This is a genomic window from Vibrio rotiferianus (assembly GCF_002214395.1).
Classification (GTDB): Bacteria; Pseudomonadota; Gammaproteobacteria; order Enterobacterales; family Vibrionaceae; genus Vibrio; species Vibrio rotiferianus.
The window spans coordinates 1284389-1300382 of the sequence record NZ_CP018311.1 but is presented as its reverse complement, the minus strand read 5'-3'; the positions used below and the strand labels follow the sequence as shown (position 1 = coordinate 1300382).

The 15994-nt window shown below is 45.9% G+C and carries 9 protein-coding genes; 6 read left to right on the top strand and 3 right to left on the bottom strand.

The window, feature by feature from the left end; all coding sequences use genetic code 11:
- Nucleotides 1-6 precede the first annotated feature (6 nt).
- From BSZ04_RS06100 to BSZ04_RS06085, 4 genes are all read left to right on the top strand, one after another.
- Nucleotides 7-3063, top strand: a complete 3057-nt coding sequence (locus tag BSZ04_RS06100; RefSeq protein WP_088879858.1) for an efflux RND transporter permease subunit — start codon at nt 7-9, stop codon at nt 3061-3063.
- A gap of 2 nt (nt 3064-3065) precedes the next feature.
- On the top strand, nt 3066-4556 hold the full coding sequence (locus tag BSZ04_RS06095; protein ID WP_088879857.1) for an efflux transporter outer membrane subunit: 1491 nt from the start codon (nt 3066-3068) through the stop codon (nt 4554-4556).
- 207 nt (nt 4557-4763) lie between these two features.
- Nucleotides 4764-5990: a sodium/glutamate symporter gene (gene gltS / locus BSZ04_RS06090; RefSeq protein WP_088879856.1), complete on the top strand. Its 1227-nt coding sequence runs from the start codon at nt 4764-4766 to the stop codon at nt 5988-5990.
- A gap of 148 nt (nt 5991-6138) precedes the next feature.
- Entirely contained in the window at nt 6139-6393 is a 255-nt protein-coding gene (locus tag BSZ04_RS06085) for a hypothetical protein (RefSeq protein ID WP_038886516.1), read from the top strand.
- Between the two features lie 762 nt (nt 6394-7155).
- On the opposite strand, the gene BSZ04_RS06075 is transcribed toward BSZ04_RS06085, so the two are convergent.
- Nucleotides 7156-9564 (bottom strand): beta-mannosidase, encoded by a 2409-nt coding sequence (locus tag BSZ04_RS06075; protein ID WP_088879855.1) that lies wholly within the window; start codon nt 9562-9564, stop codon nt 7156-7158.
- A 292-nt stretch (nt 9565-9856) separates the two neighbouring features.
- Here BSZ04_RS06075 and BSZ04_RS06070 point away from each other — a divergent pair, with 292 nt between their 5' ends.
- Complete coding sequence (locus tag BSZ04_RS06070; RefSeq protein WP_162531033.1) at nt 9857-11440, top strand: BCCT family transporter; 1584 nt, start codon at nt 9857-9859, stop codon at nt 11438-11440.
- 105 nt (nt 11441-11545) lie between these two features.
- On the opposite strand, the gene BSZ04_RS06065 is transcribed toward BSZ04_RS06070, so the two are convergent.
- Nucleotides 11546-13147, bottom strand: coding sequence for a long-chain fatty acid--CoA ligase (locus tag BSZ04_RS06065; RefSeq protein ID WP_088879853.1), 1602 nt, complete (start codon nt 13145-13147; stop codon nt 11546-11548).
- A 303-nt stretch (nt 13148-13450) separates the two neighbouring features.
- Between BSZ04_RS06065 and BSZ04_RS06060 the strand changes: the two genes are divergently transcribed.
- A complete protein-coding gene (locus tag BSZ04_RS06060) occupies nt 13451-14113 on the top strand; it encodes an HAD family hydrolase (RefSeq protein ID WP_088879852.1) in 663 nt (220 codons plus the stop codon).
- A 1-nt stretch (nt 14114) separates the two neighbouring features.
- On the opposite strand, the gene BSZ04_RS06055 is transcribed toward BSZ04_RS06060, so the two are convergent.
- The gene (locus BSZ04_RS06055; RefSeq protein ID WP_088879851.1) at nt 14115-15989 is read right to left on the bottom strand and encodes an Lnb N-terminal periplasmic domain-containing protein; all 1875 of its coding nucleotides are present in this window, start codon (nt 15987-15989) and stop codon (nt 14115-14117) included.
- Between the last annotated feature and the right edge of the window lie 5 nt (nt 15990-15994).

Here is a 15994-nt window from a genome sequence, read left to right as displayed (position 1 = left end):
TGAACCATGCTCAATTTAGCTGAATTCGCGATTAGGCAGCGTACTTTCGTGCTGTTTTTCATCGCCTTAAGTGTGGTGGCGGGTATCTACTCTTACTTCGATTTGGGTAAGTTAGAAGATCCAAGTTTCACCGTAAAAACAGCAGTCGTCGTCACATTGTATCCAGGGGCGTCAGCCCAAGAGGTTGAACACCAAGTTACGGATACTATTGAAACCAAACTGCAGGAAATGGCAGAGCTGAACCGCTTGCGTTCATTGTCTCGCCCAGGCATGTCGATGGTATTTGTCGACTTAAAGGAAAGCCTCAACTCCAAGGCATTGCCTCAACAGTGGGATTTGCTGCGCCGCAAAGTCGATGACGTGAAGCTACAACTGCCGTCCACTGCACAAATCAGTATTGTGCAAGATGAATTCTCTGAAGTGTACGGCATGCTTTTCTCTATCCACAGTAACGATGCTGCTCCAGAAGAACTGCGCCGCTATGCAGAAGAGCTTCAACGCCAAATTAAAGCGGTAAAAGGCATTAAAAAGATCGAACTTCACGGTGTACAGCCACGTGTCGTACATATCGATATGCCCGATGAGCGTTTAGCACAATACGGCTTATCTGTTGCGCAAGTGTGGAACCAGCTCAGCACACAAAACATGACTTTCGAAGCGGGTCAATTCGATGCTGGGACAGAGCGTATTCGCGTCACACAAACCAGTGAGTTTCAATCATTAGACGATATTCGAAACTTGGTGATCAAAGGTGGCGTAAGTGAACTAGGAACTGGTTTGATTCGCTTAGGTGATATTGCTGACGTCACCATGGGTTACCAAACGCCAGCGCTGACAGAAAGCCGATTTAACTGTGAAGCTGCGGTGACTCTAGCTGTAAGTCCAGTAGAAGGCATTAACGTAGTGTCATTGGGCGATACCATTCGTGACATTATCCATAGCTACGAGCAGACGCTTCCGCTTGGTGTAGATATTTCTACCGTGGCTTATCAGCCTGAAGAAGTACAAAAAGCGATTGATAACTTTGTCGGCAACCTACTGGAAAGTGTCGCCATTGTATTTGTAGTGCTATTGGTCTTCATGGGCTTTAAGAGTGCGACGATTGTTGGTTCTAGCTTACTGCTAACTATCTTGCTCACGCTGATTTACATGAACATCGCAGGCATTGACTTACATCGCGTCTCGTTAGGAACCTTCATCCTTGCTTTAGGTATGTTGGTGGACAACGCCATCGTGATCACTGACATGATGATCGTAAAACTGAGCAAAGGCATCGAGCGCACACGTGCTGCTATTGATTCGGTCAAGGAAACCGCCGTCCCTCTGCTTGGCGCGACCGTAATTGCCATCATGGGTGCAAGCCCTGTATTGTTCTCCAAAACAGACTCCGCCGAGTTTGCGGGTTCAGTATTCTACATTGTTGCTTCATCGCTACTATTGTCTTGGCTAGTAGCCATGACCTTTACTGTATTGATGTGTTGGATGTTCATTAAACCAACGCCTGTCGATGAAGATGCTAAACCAAGTCGTTATAAGCAATTGGTGTTTTGGACGGTCGATAATCCAATCAAAGCACTGACAACACTGATTCCGCTGATTTTGGTGACTGCATTTGCCGTGCCTTATGTGGCGGTGAACTTTATCCCACAATCGGACCGCCCTATTGTATTCCTTGATTACTGGCTACCGAATGGCGCCAAGATTGAAAAGACCTCGGCTGACATGCGCAAAGTTGAAGAGTGGCTGATAAAGCAACCTGAAGTAGAAAGTATTTCTAGTTACATGGGCGCAAGTGCACCTCGATTCTCAGTCACCGTAGAGCCAGAACCGTTTGATCCTGCATATGGCCAGATCTTGATTAATACCAAAGATTACGCAGGCATCAATAAGCTCGTTGAACGTGGAGACAAATGGCTGCAAAACCAGTTCCCAGATGCAGAGCCACGCTTTAGAGCACTAAAACTGGCGACGTCAGACAAGTACGCGGTAGAAGCTCGCTTCTCGGGTCCAGATGAAGTGGTATTGCACCAGTTGGCGGATCAAGCTAAAGCCATCTTAGCTACTCACCCAGATGCAAAGTACGTTCGTGATGACTGGCGTCAAGAAAGCAAGGTGCTCAAACCCATCATCAACCAAGACAAGATGCGTCAAGCTGGAATTAACCGTGCGGACATCGCCTTTGCTTTAAAACGCGCTTCTGATGGCATGCCGCTAGGTCAGATGAACCTTAATGATGAGCTGATTCCGATTCAGCTGCGTGGCACATCTCAAAACATGGCGTCACTAGAAACTCTTCCAGTGCGTTCATTGCTAGGCATGCACAGTGTGCCTCTCGGGCAAGTGGTTGATGGCTTTGAACTCGTACCGGAAGAGAGCATGATTTGGCGTCGAGACCGAGTCAAAACCATCACTGCACAAGCGGGTGTAGCGCGTCACTCGACGCCGGCAACAGTAAGAAATGCTGTTAAAGAACAGATTGAAGCTATTCACCTTCCTGCGGGTTACAGCATGGAATGGGGTGGCGAGTTCTACGACGAGCACAAAGCGGTCACAGATATCTTCAAGCAGCTACCGAAAGCAATGTTGATCATGGTGATCATTTTGGTGGCGATGTTTAACGGCTTTAAACAGCCAATCATCATCTTTGCGACTTTGCCATTAGCCGCGACGGGCGCCACCTTTGCGCTACTTGGTTTTGATAAACCATTTGGTTTCATGGCGTTAATTGGTGCAGTAACACTAACGGGGATGATCATTAAAAACGGTATTGTACTGATGGATCAAATCGAGCTTGAACGAGCAAATGGGCGCCCGTTGGCAGATGCCATCAAAGAAGCAACCGTTAACCGCACCATGGCGATATCGATGGGTGCTTTGACAACGGCTCTTGGCATGATCCCTTTGCTGTCGGACCTACTGTTCGACCAAATGGCCGCAACTATTATCGGTGGATTAGCAGCGGCAACCGTATTGTCACTGTTCATCATGCCTGCGCTGTATCGCTTGGCATACAAAGACAAACCACAAACGACCCTAACAGACGCTGAATTGAAGGAGGCGTAATCATGAAAAAATTCGTTATTGCGCCACTAGTACTGGCAATGAGTTTGTCTGGTTGTGCGGTTGGTCCAGATTACCAAGCACCGACCACCAGCATGGCAGAGACCTATCTGCATGTTGAGCAAGATGGCGTTAGCCAAAATCGTGACAACGAAGCCTTTTGGTGGACAGAGTTTAATGACCCAACACTGAATGATTTAGTTCTCGATATGCAAAGCCAAAACATCCCGCTCAAGGTAGCGGCAGAGCGTATCAAGATGGCTGACAGCTACAAAACCGTCGTAGAGTCATTCAAAGTACCTACCGTCAATGTAGGTGCAGGTTACTTCAATTACCAACTGAGTAAGAACGACTCACTGCTTGGTCCTGCGCTCAATCCTATTGGCGACTCGGCAGCAGGCTTACCACCACAGATTGGTAACACGACACTGTTGGATAACCAGCATGATGGTGTGTTTGCCGGAGCAAGTATCGCATGGGAATTGGACTTATTTGGTCGTATTGACCGCCAGTCCAATGCTGCAAAAATTCGAGTTGAGCAAGCAGAGATCTATCAAAGCGGGCTTACAACCTTGCTCACCGCAGACTTGATTCATAACTACTTGCAGTATCAAGGGGCAACCGAGCGTCTCGACTTAGCCAAATCGAACCTTGAAGACCAACAGAAAACCATGGCGTTGGTCGAAAAAGTGGTTCGTAGCGGTTATGGCTCGGATCTCGATTTAGCTCAAGCCAAAGCGACACTTGCAGCGATGGAGTCAATCATTCCTCAGTTGGAAATCGCACAGCAAGTTCATAAACATCGCATCGCGGTACTGATTGGTGAGCCGCTGTCAAAAGTCGAGACCAGACTTGCAGACACTCAGGGAGTGCCAGCGATGCAGAACATGGTACCAGTAGGATTACCTTCTGACTTGTTACAACGTCGTCCTGATATTCGTATTGCAGAACGTGAAATGGCAGCCATCAATGAAGAACTCGCGGCAAGTATCGCGAATAAGTATCCGAAGTTCTTCCTAACGGGAGCGCCGGGCGTGTCTGCTTCTAGCTTTGATGATCTATTCAGCAGTGATTCTTTCGGTTGGGTTGGTGCGGCTGGTATCAGTTGGAATGTCTTCGATGGTGGTCGCGGCGATGCGCTTGAAGAGATCAACCAAGCTCGTTTTGATGCAGCAACGCTGACTTACCAACATGCCGTAGATTCGGCCTTTGCTGAAGTGGATTCAACCTTGTTTGCTTATGGCAGAAGCCAAGAAAACCAGCGTCGAATTGATGATGCACTCGTAGCAACAGACAAAGCCGTGAGTAAAGCCAAGTCGCTCTACCGTGCTGGGTTGATTGATCACTTGTCAGTGCTCGATGCTCAGCGCCAACAACGCATGATGCAAGACAGACAAGTCGCGGCCAAGTTACAAACGGCTCAGGTCACGGTCGCGCTCTACAAGTCGCTAGGTGGTGATTGGGAGTTGGAAAAAACGACAATTCAACAAAATTAAATGAACAGTATTTGATTTTGGGGAGCGAGTTACGAATTCATAGGGGACCAAGAATTCAACCGCTCCCCTTTTTTATCCATAGCAATCCGACTAAGTTCAAATTCGTCGCTATGTAACTGGATGAAATGTAAACATGTCAGTATGTTTAGAAGATGAGCATACGGATTGATTCTCATATCGTGTGTATTCACCTCAACAGGAGTGATTATGAATTTTGTCGACGGCGTATTACAAGTCGAATCTTTTCTCGCGGTGACCCTTGGGATCGTCGTTTTATTTTTGGGCAGGCGCTTAACTCAGGCAAGCTCATTTCTCAAAGAGTTTAGCATTCCAGAACCTGTGTCCGGAGGCATTTTGGTCTCTGTGCTATTCACTATTCTCCACTACGTCACTCAGATAGATGTACAGTTCGATCTCGCAACTCGTGACTTACTTTTGGTTTACTTCTTTACCACTATCGGCATCAACGCCAGCCTGCAAGACTTGTTCAAAGGCGGTAAGCCTCTACTGATTCTTCTTTCAGTGACCATCGGCTATATGCTAGTTCAGAACCTAACAGGGATTGGTATTGCTACCATGCTTGGACAACCAGAAGCAGTCGGCTTGTTAAGTGGTACTGTATCGTTAATTGGTGGTCATGGAACAGCCATAGCTTGGTCACCAAGAATTGCTGAGATCTTCGATCTCAATACCGCAATGGAAATCGGTATTGCCAGCGCAACATTTGGTCTAATTTTAGCAAGTTTGATGGGGGGCCCAATTGCGAAATACCTCATAAACAAGCACAACCTCAAACCCACCACAGCGGAAGAGATGGACGTTGGCACCGCGAAAAATGAACCTCAGCCATCCATCAATGCTTACGACTTCTTAGATGCGATGCTCGCGATTCATGTTTGTATCATATTGGGTGCGATTTTGAATGAAGGGGTCAGTAGCTTAGGTCTCGAACTTCCGCTGTTTGTAACCTGTTTGTTCGCCGGTATTTTGATTTCTAACGTTATTCCAGCATCGTACCCTCGTATTACAGGCACACGTTGGCCAGCAAGGAAACCTGCTGTTGCATTAATTGCCGATATGGCGCTTGGAGCATTCCTGGCAATGTCATTAATGAGCATGCAACTTTGGGCTCTGGTTGATTTGGCGGGACCGATCTTTATTATTCTTGGCGCGCAATTTTTGGTGGCAATCTGCATCGCAATCTTCGTTGTGTTCCCATTGATGGGGAAAAACTACGATGCGGCGGTAGTGTGTTCTGGTTTTGGTGGAATATCTTTAGGCTCGACGCCAACTGCGATGGCCAATATGTCTGCGGTAGCGCAAAAGTACGGTAATTCACACCAAGCCTTTATCATCGTGCCACTGGTGTGCGCTTTCTTTATCGATTTAGCGAACGCGCTCATCATCCCCTACTTCATTAAATGGATTGGCTAATTAAAACGCCAAACGGTTAAAAAGAGGTCACTTCGGTGGCCTCTTACTTTATTTGCATAAATATCGCTACCACCTTTCCCCGTACTCAGTTGTATAATGACATCTCTGAAATATTTTGTTACGTACTCGTTCACCCTTGAGAAAACACATGAACAGCAGCAGATGGGCAGGCCTTATGGTTGGCACCCTCTTTTTAATCGGCACTCTTATTCTATTCGGTTCTACCGTGCACTCAGCATGGTACAAAATTCCGTTGGAAGCTGTGAATGGCATTGCCTTCACCCTAGCTTTTGGGTTGGGTTTGAATCACTTCTTTGCTTACGTCTCAGCATTCATCACGCTAGCAGCGCTCTTTTACATTGGATACGCAATCGGCTCTCGCATTTTCAACAAGATAAGATAAGCACCTCCCCCATATATACCTAACTAAAGATAGTGGCTTTAAAACAGCCGCCATCTCCTTCCTAAAGGCACTCGGGCCGAGCTCAAGGTTACATTGGCACCAGTATAGCCGCTCACTTTTTCTATAAGCATATTGAGATCGAGCCATTTTCCCGAAAACCGAATAGTGTTATGCAACTTCGAACAATAAAATGGTTTATAAAAACGGCGGTTTGTATCGAGTAATTCTATAAAGGTCGGTGTAGTGTGCTTGGGAAAATGAAGTGTTAATACAAACCTTTGGCTACCCTTAAAGATAGAATTACCAGCGTATTTCCTTGTTTCATTGGAAAAAAACAAACATCGATACTAGATAAAAATCGACCTCTACTTCGCCTTCGTTGCTCCTCAGAGATGTTTGTATGGAAAGAACTTCCTTAGATAGGGTATTTGCGTTTTACTATGTTTGCTTAACGAGCTTGGGGATTGCTGTTACCTTAGTGGTGAGTGTGTACAGGAATGAACCGACTATCACTTACATTCCTTACCTGCTATCGGCATTTATCTGCAGCTTGTATATTTGGTTTGGACAAGCCTTAAACACCTCTCCGAATCAAAAGTTAATCATCATAGCTCTAATTTTTGGCTACTCGATTTGGTTCTATATCGATTCCATCAAGTCGGCAATGAGTTCATGCAGCCTAGAATTCGAAACCGTGAATACATTTAAAAATGTATGATAAGGGGCGCGACACTGCGCCCCTTATTTGGTTCTGAATCAACGCTATTGCATTAGATGGTAGACGCGTAGCGATTCCGCCATCGTTGCTAAGTCTTCACCCAAGAACTCAACCGTGACAGGTTGGTTCGCCAATAGCGTGATGCTTGAGTCGTCAAAGCGTCCAACCGTATCACATTCAAGATGAACAAAGAACGCTGGCTTATCGGCAACGAGCGTGATTTTATTGGCTTCAATCGTTACTTCAATATTCGCTCTTTCCATCGGCAATGTTTTTAGTTCATGAGTGCTAAACCAAGTATTGGTGATTCGATCTTTCCCTACTTGTGCTTCTACGTAGAAGAAACCCGATGCCAACTCAGACGAATCAAACTGCTCATCCAACTGCCAAACAATGGTGTTGCTGTCATTGGAAACGGTGCGCTCTAACGACCAAGTTTGTTTCACTTCACCTTGCCAGTTCACCCAATGCAATTGCGCACTCACATCAACTGATTCTTTGGCATCATTTAACAAGTGAAGACTCAACTTGCCAGTATGCTCCGAGAACACCAAGTACTGCGGCGCAAAGAAGCGTTTCGCATGGTAATGCAATTGCTTCCAACGGCCGCTGTACTCCAAGCTGGACCATGAACTCACTGGCCAGTTATCGTTTAATTGCCAGTACAACATGCCACGACATACTGGAGAGATCGCGCGCCAATGGTCACAAGCGGTTTTGATTGCCATCGCCTGTTGCACTTGGCTGAGGTACAACATTTGTTCAAAGCCGGAAGGGAAACGGAAGTAGCGAGTAAACATCTCAGTGATGATACTGTTACCGCGCGGGTTCTTTTGGTGCTGCTCAAACGTTGGTGAGGTAACATTCCAGTCCTGCTCTGGTACGAACTGTTTTGTTTCAGCAAACGAAGGCCAAGATTGGAAACCGAACTCGGAACAGAATCGTGGATTGATGTTTAGATAAGCATTAAACGATTTTCCTGAGTGCCAAACATCCCAGAAATGCATGTCGCCTTTACTGTCATCGTGCCACGCATCGCCAAAATCCAGCTCGCCGTTGCAAGGAGAGCTTGGCCAAAATCGACGTGACTCGTCTTGCTGACCGATGACTTGTTCGATCATTCGATTCAAACGATCGTAGTTCACCGTGTATTTGACTTTGTTGTGCTTGGATTCGTCGTACCAACCAATTGCACCAATCACTTCGTTGTCACCACACCACAGTGCAATCGACGGGTGTTCTTTCAAACGCGGGATTTGGAACAGCAGCTCTTGTTCCACGTCTTTTAAGAAATCATCATCAGATGGATACAGCGAGCAAGCGAACATCATGTCTTGCCAGACCAACAGACCCAATTCATCACACAGGTTGTAGAAAATTTCGCTCTCATATTGGCCGCCACCCCAGACTCGAATCATGTTCATATTGGCGTCGACAGCACTTTGCAATAACGCACGATAGCGGCTTTCGCACTCACGCCCCGGCATTGCATCCACCGGAATCCAGTTTGCGCCTTTGGCATTGATTGGTGTGCCGTTGACAACAAACTCCATCGCCGAACCATGTTCGTCAGCTTGGTTGTTTAAGCTCAGCTCTCTCAAACCAATCTTGCGTGATAGCGATTGATCACCACAAGATACTGTCGTTGGGTAAAGGTAAGCTTCACCATAGCCCGCAGGCCACCAGCGTTTTGGCTCGGTAATATGGAACTGGCAGTGATAGTGACCACTTCCTTCGGTTTGAATCGATTGGCGCTGACCATCAAATTCAATCGTGATTTCATGAGGTTGAGTATTGGTTTCTACTTCGGTTAATACATCAACCAACACACTACCGTCAGCTTGCCATTGTTGCTCTGTAGAGAATCCTTTGAGCCACACATCACCTATGACATCGACCTGAATTGGATCATAGATGCCAGACACCATCAAACAAATGCCCCAGTCCCACCCCGAGTGACATTGGGTTTTGCGAATCAAATTCATGTGCGGTATCTGGTTGTTCCCCATCGCCGAAGGAATAGGGAATGGCAATTTCTTCGCGCGTTCTCGCCCTTCTAAATCCACACGGGCAAACTCAACTCGAATCGTGTTATTGCCTTGTTTTAAGTAAGGTTTGATATTAATGCGTTGCTGGGCAAACATGTTGCTGCAAGTTAGTGCTTGCTCATCATTGATATAAAAGGTCGCTAAGGTGTCTACACGGGTGAGCGTCATCCACACTTGTTTGGCAGAGAACACAGAACCATCGACATCAAACTCGCGTGAAATGTGCCAATCGCAAGTTTCAATCCAACGAACTTTCGCTTCATTATCAGCAAAATAGGGATTCGGGATGAGCTCTGCTTGCAATAATGCGGATACATTGTCACCGGGCAAAGTCATAGGAATATCGATATCTGGACGATGTGGCGAGGTAAGCTGCCACGTCCCGTTGAGTTCAATTTGAGCCATAGGGCAAGACCTTTAATTTTTATTAGAACAGGTTGGCTCAATGTAATCCTGAGGTGTCCTTACAAAAATAAGGGAAATGTCATTTACGTATGAAATGCGGCGCACTTCACGCAAATAATCTCATTCCATAAATCAGTTATTTACTTTAGAGATCGACAATTAATCGCGCTCTGCGGTTATATTGAGCTTCTCAACGTGCTAGTATCAGCGGCTTTTTGATCATCCTCACACTTTTCGAGCTATTGGTGTGAGGGAAATGCACGGCTTCCGAGCCCTAAAAAGCGAAGTAATTATGTCAAATATGACGAACGCCGCCTCTCATGCTCCTATTCAGGAGGCAGACTATTCTGCGATCCATCCTCCTTCCCTTCTAAAGCGCCTTGAACTCACTAACCCTGTATTCTGGTTAAGTGGTAGCTTCCTCACTGTATTTGTTCTACTCGCTCTAACGAATACAAAATCTCTGACCACTATGGTCAACGCAGGCTTCGGGTTTGCAACTCAATACTTCGGTGCCTTCTGGCAAGTATTACTCCTTCTGAATTTCCTTATTGGTTTGGCTATTGCGCTAGGTCGTACGGGTTACGTGCGCTTGGGTGGTTTAGCGAGACCAGATATCGATACCTTTAAATGGTTGTCGATCGTACTTTGTACCCTACTCGCGGGGGGCGGTGTTTTCTGGGCTGCAGCTGAGCCTATCGCGCACTTTGTTTCTGCGCCGCCTCTATATGGTGAAGCTTCACCAAAAGCTTCTGCAATCAATGCACTTTCTCAGTCTTTCATGCACTGGGGCTTCCTTGCTTGGGCAATCTTAGGTTGTCTTTCTTCTGTGGTTTTGATGCACCTTCACTACGATAAGGGCTTACCACTTAAACCACGTACTCTGCTATACCCTGTATTTGGCGACAAGGCTATTAACGGTTGGATTGGTGATGTAGCAGATGCATGTAGCATCATTGCCGTTGCGGCAGGTACCATTGGCCCTATCGGCTTTCTTGGTTTACAGATCAGCTACGCATTGAACTCTCTGTTCGGTTTACCTGATACGTTTATCACCCAAAGCATGGTGATTGTGGCTGCAATTCTAATGTACACCTTGTCAGCGCTAAGCGGCGTGAGCAAAGGCATTCAGCTTGTGAGCCGTTACAACATCGTGTTGTCTGTGGTTCTGATCGGTTACATCCTTGTTTTCGGGCCAACCAGCTTTATTGTTGATGGTTATGTACAGGGTATTGGCCGCATGGTCGATAACTTCTTCCCAATGGCACTGTATCGTGGTGACACGGAATGGCTAAGTTGGTGGACCGTGTTCTTCTGGGGCTGGTTCATTGGTTACGGCCCGATGATGGCAATCTTCATCGCGCGTATCTCACGTGGCCGTACCATCCGTCAGTTGATCCTGTCTATCAGCATCGCTGCGCCTTTGATCACCTGCTTCTGGTTCAGCATTGTTGGCGGTAGTGGTTTGGCATTCGAGCTAGAAAATCCAGGCTTGATCTCTTCGGCATTTGAAGGCTTTAACCTGCCTGCGGTTCTGCTTGCGATTACTTCTGAGCTGCCTTTCCCAATGGTGATTTCGGTATTGTTCTTGATCTTGACTACGACCTTCATCGTGACAACCGGTGACTCGATGACGTACACCATCAGTGTGGTAATGACAGGCTCTACTGAACCCAATGCCGTGATTCGCTCATTCTGGGGCTTAATGATGGGTGTCGTGGCTATTGCGCTTATCTCGATGGGCTCAGGCGGTATCTCCGCATTGCAATCTTTCATCGTGATTACTGCCGTACCAGTGTCTTTCATACTGCTACCAAGCATTTGGAAAGCGCCAAGCATCGCCAACCACATGGCTAGAGAGCAAGGCTTGGTTTAACTACGTAACCCAAGTCTTTCTCTCAATTAGATAAGAAAACGGCCCCGACACATAACCTGTGTCGGGGCCGAATATTATGGGTTGGACTCAAACAGCGTCACTACTTTACAGATGAAGTTTACGCAGCTCTTTCTTATCCACTTTACCTACACTGGTCTTGGCAATCTCGTCCACCAGCTTTACTTTGAGTAGTAGCGCTTCTCTGGCAAGGATGCCTTTCGTGATAAAGTCTTTCGCAAAGCCTAACAACGCTTTCTCTGTCACTTCCGCATCTTCTTTCAACGTCACCAACGCTAGTGGCACCTCGCCCCATTTATCGTGTGGCATACCTATCACTGCAACTTCGGAAACCGCTTGGTGTTGATGCAGAATGTCTTCTAGTTCTAGAGAGCTTACCCACTCACCAGAAATCTTAATCATGTCTTTTACACGGTCAGTGATCTTGATAAAACCTTCATCGTCGATATGCGCGACATCGCCCGTATGCAGATAGCCCCCACGCCAAAGCGCTTTAGAGTTCTTGTTGTCCTTGTAATAGTTCGGCGTTAGCCAAGGTGCACGTACGACAATTTCCCCTGCAGTTTCACCATCGTGAGGAAGTTTGTTCATTTCATCATCGACAATATGAGCTTCTACCATCGCGACTTTCTTACCGGTTTTCGAGCGATATTCCGCTTGCTGATCGAGGTCGAGTTCAAGCTGCTCTGGAGTCAATTGAACAATAGACAGAATTGGGCCTGTCTCGCTCATGCCGTACCCCGCAAAGACATCGATATCGCGTTCGAGTGCCGCTTTACACAATGCTTTTGGCAGTGCAGCCCCACCAATCACAACTTTCCAACCCGAGAAATCAATAGACTTGGATTTTGGCGAGCTCAACAGCAGATGCAGGATGGTTGGCACACAGTGCGAGAATGTCACCTTCTCCTGCTCAATCAAGTTAAGCAGAACATCAGGCACATACTTGCCAGGGTAGACCTGCTTAACGCCAAGCATGGTCGCCATGTAAGGAAGTCCCCAGGCGTGCACGTGGAACATCGGCGTAATCGGCATATAAATATCGCCTTGATGCAATCGACCTTGCGACGCATTGGTGCCGATTGTGCTCAGTATGCCAAGTGTATGCAGAACTAGCTGGCGATGAGTAAAGAACACACCTTTCGGGAAGCCTGTCGTTCCCGTTGTATAGAAGGTCGTGGCCACGGTGTTTTCATCAAAATCTGGGAAGTTGTATTCGGTACTTTCTTGCTCAAGCAGACGCTCATACTCACACTCATCGTTATCACGTAAAACGACGTAACGCGTGACCGTATCAATGCGGCCTTTGATCTGATCCAGAATTGGCAGAAACTCTTCGTTAATAAGGAGAATGTCATCTTCCGCATGATCAATGGTGTAAAGGATCTGTTCTGGGGACAAGCGCACGTTGATCATGTGCAGCTTGGCACCAATCATTGGGATAGCAAAGTAGCATTCAAGATAACGGTGAGAGTCATAATCCATGACCGCTACCGTATCACCTTTCTTCACACCCATTTTGGTCAGCGCGTTAGCAAACTGTCTCACACGGTCATGAAACGTTTTGTAGCTGTGACGACGGTGGTTCGCATATACGATTTCTTGCTCGGGGTTGAAAGCTACTGGGGAAAACAGCAAGTTTTTAATGAGTAACTGATAATTGGATGGATCATTTACATACTGGTTCATATCGGGGTTTCTTTTTGTATTTTTCTTAACGTTCGCTTTGCGAGTGACTCTATTATCGCTCAAAAGCGTTACTGTATTCAGTACACAAGAATGAGATTAGATTCGAAAGTTCTATTGTAGCTCTCTAGCCCCAACTCAGAAATGCTTCACCCCTAATCATTGAAACTAAGTTTTGTGATAGTCCGAGAAAATGCAACGAAACCGTCACAGTTTGTCGTTAGCATACCTCACACACTCATAAGCCTCGCTCTATACTGAGCGACAAGTTACATCGAACTCAACCCAACCAGTGAGAAGCCAACTATGTTCAAGCCTTTGTATGTATTTGATATGGATGAGACCTTAATCAACGCTGATTGTACAATGATTTGGAATGAATTTTTGGTGGAGAAAGGCATCGCAACTGAGCCTAACTTTATTGAGGAAGATCTGCGCCTAATGGGCTTGTACGCAGAAGGCAAAATGGACATGGAAGATTACCTAACGTTCTCCATCAAGCCGCTAGAAAACATGCCTATTGAACAGGTAAACGCCTTGGTAGAAGAGTGCGTTGAAAACCATATTCTGGCTAAACAGTACCCTCAAGCCAAAACGCTCGTTGAACAACTGTCTCGTGATGGTATTGATATGGTCATCATATCTGCAAGTGTCACTTTTTTAGTGGCGGCTGTTGGACGACATCTGGGTATTCCGACGGCTCTCGGAATTGACTTAGTGGTGGCTGATAACCGTTATACCGCAGAAATCGAAGGCATCCCAAGTTACCGCGAAGGCAAAGTTACCCGATTAAAACAGTGGCTAGAGGCTCAGTTTGACAGCTATTCAGAAATCCACTTCTATACGGATTCAATCAACGACTTGCCACTGTGTGAATACGCCGATTACGCCTATCTGGTCAATCCATGCCCTCGCCTGAAAGAACACTCAGATAGAACGAATTGGCGTGTGGTGAGCTGGGGAGATTGAATTAAAAGTAGTGAGCATAACTCATGCTAACTTCACTGCTCTTATTATGCTTAACATTTAGTCTCACATCCCAGTCCATTGCATTCCCTAACCTGCTTTCCCAATCTATCAATAATTTCTGTTCTGAATCAGCCCCCAAGCTAGAAGCAGACATCACTTTCAAATGTGTTTTCCAATATTCACTAGCGGTATACAACGCACCAAACGTTATGTTTAGCTCTGAGTCTTTATAGTTTGATAGGTCGACATTTACTCCTGGCATGGCGTAAAAAGAAATGACGCCCTTGAGTTTAGTAGCCTTTCCTAACGCTCCAAACCAACGAGCACGCTCGCAGTCATTGCAGCTTAAGTCTTTCTGTTCAATCGTGAAACGGGTACTCCATGCAAATTGACTATCTTCAAACAAGTCAACTTGTCGGATATTCAATGTTGAAACATTGAATACATCAAATTTATCTAACCAAATGTCTTGATTCGAAAACCTTACATTTCCGTCAAAAAATGTAGCATTTGAATCATTAAAACGAGAAGTCTCAAGATAAAGATAATCGTAATATGCGGCCCTAAAATTGAGTTGACCAAATCCACCCAATTCTGAATTGTAGCCTGTAGATAAACCTATTTTCATCGGATTTTGTGCGAGATGTGGCGGTGCAGATTTGGACATTTCCCATTCCAAATCTAAAGCTGGCAGTTTAAGTCTTTCTTGCATCAGCTTAACTTTTCGACTTTTGGCAAGATTCGCTTCACTTTCACTGCCATCAACTATCGTAAGCTCATAATAGTCAAACATCACGTTTAGCACTCGGCTCTTCTCATAAGATGAGAGCTGGGCGTATGAATTGTTAGTAAAGAGCACTTTATCAATCGTCAAACTTTTAGCAGCTTCTTGCTCACGCCCCGTAAGTGCTAAATATTTATCTTTAATACGAGAGTACTTCGACTCTCTTTTGTCGATCGCTTTCACTAAAGGTTGGTTGTTGTGTTGCTTATTTGGCAGCGCCTTGAAGATATCTAGAGGCATGTCCCAAGGTTGAACATTTTTGAGTAAAGGTTCTTCCAGAACAATGCTAATGAAACTAGCCATATAAGTCGCGCAATTCCCATCTAAGAAGTAATAGCGAAACTCTTTGCCTTGCAACTCCCAAAGGTGAGATTCCAGTAATTTGAGCTCATTTTCCGTTAGGTTTAGTTCATATTCCCAAAGCTCACGCTGCTCTCCTTCAGCATACCCAAACTCATACCGATAATAATCCTCTTGGCTAAAACTCGCACTGTAGCCTCCCAAAAGTCCATAGGTCACATATTTGATTGGATTGTCTCTCTGCCCCGTGTTTGCACCAAAGTTAACGCTACTATCGAGTAGAGGTGTCTTTGAGCTGTAATATTGTCCTTCTTTGTTCAACTTCATCAATAAATGACCAAAGAAAGACGCAGGGTTTCCCATATACCCCGTCACAAAAATCAAGCTAATCGAATCTAGTTGATTCTCTTCCTGCCAACCTTCGAGCTTTTCGCAGCGCACTTTTGGCGCAGAGAATTGAGATCCTAATTGCTTTTTCAACCATAGATATCGTGCAGGGAAACGGCATTGAGCAAGCTCCTGATTTGTTCGATTGGCGTCGTTTTCAAATTCTCCTAATGTTGCAAGCAACTCCGCTTTTGGGTTCACGCGACCTTCAGGCGCAAAGAAAAACGCATCCGACTCAATCAAACTTTCGCCCCTTTGAAAGTGTAGGAGCTTTAACCATTGAGGGTGGTTTCCTAGCTGTTCGACAATTGCAGCCTTTTGGCTATCGATAGGTGAAGCGCTAGCGTTAACAGGGAGAAAAGCAACAAAAGATAAGTAGGCAATAGATGACAAAGGTTTGAGCATGGGGT

Excerpts from the sequence above, each read along its gene's own strand:
- BSZ04_RS06100 (WP_088879858.1), top strand. The coding sequence starts at position 7 with ATGCTCAATTTAGCTGAATTCGCGATTAGGCAGCGTACTTTCGTGCTG.
- BSZ04_RS06095 (WP_088879857.1), top strand. The coding sequence starts at position 3,066 with ATGAAAAAATTCGTTATTGCGCCACTAGTACTGGCAATGAGTTTGTCT.
- gltS (WP_088879856.1), top strand. The coding sequence starts at position 4,764 with ATGAATTTTGTCGACGGCGTATTACAAGTCGAATCTTTTCTCGCGGTG.
- BSZ04_RS06085 (WP_038886516.1), top strand. The coding sequence starts at position 6,139 with ATGAACAGCAGCAGATGGGCAGGCCTTATGGTTGGCACCCTCTTTTTA.
- BSZ04_RS06075 (WP_088879855.1), bottom strand. The coding sequence starts at position 9,564 with ATGGCTCAAATTGAACTCAACGGGACGTGGCAGCTTACCTCGCCACAT.
- BSZ04_RS06070 (WP_162531033.1), top strand. The coding sequence starts at position 9,857 with ATGTCAAATATGACGAACGCCGCCTCTCATGCTCCTATTCAGGAGGCA.
- BSZ04_RS06065 (WP_088879853.1), bottom strand. The coding sequence starts at position 13,147 with ATGAACCAGTATGTAAATGATCCATCCAATTATCAGTTACTCATTAAA.
- BSZ04_RS06060 (WP_088879852.1), top strand. The coding sequence starts at position 13,451 with ATGTTCAAGCCTTTGTATGTATTTGATATGGATGAGACCTTAATCAAC.
- BSZ04_RS06055 (WP_088879851.1), bottom strand. The coding sequence starts at position 15,989 with ATGCTCAAACCTTTGTCATCTATTGCCTACTTATCTTTTGTTGCTTTT.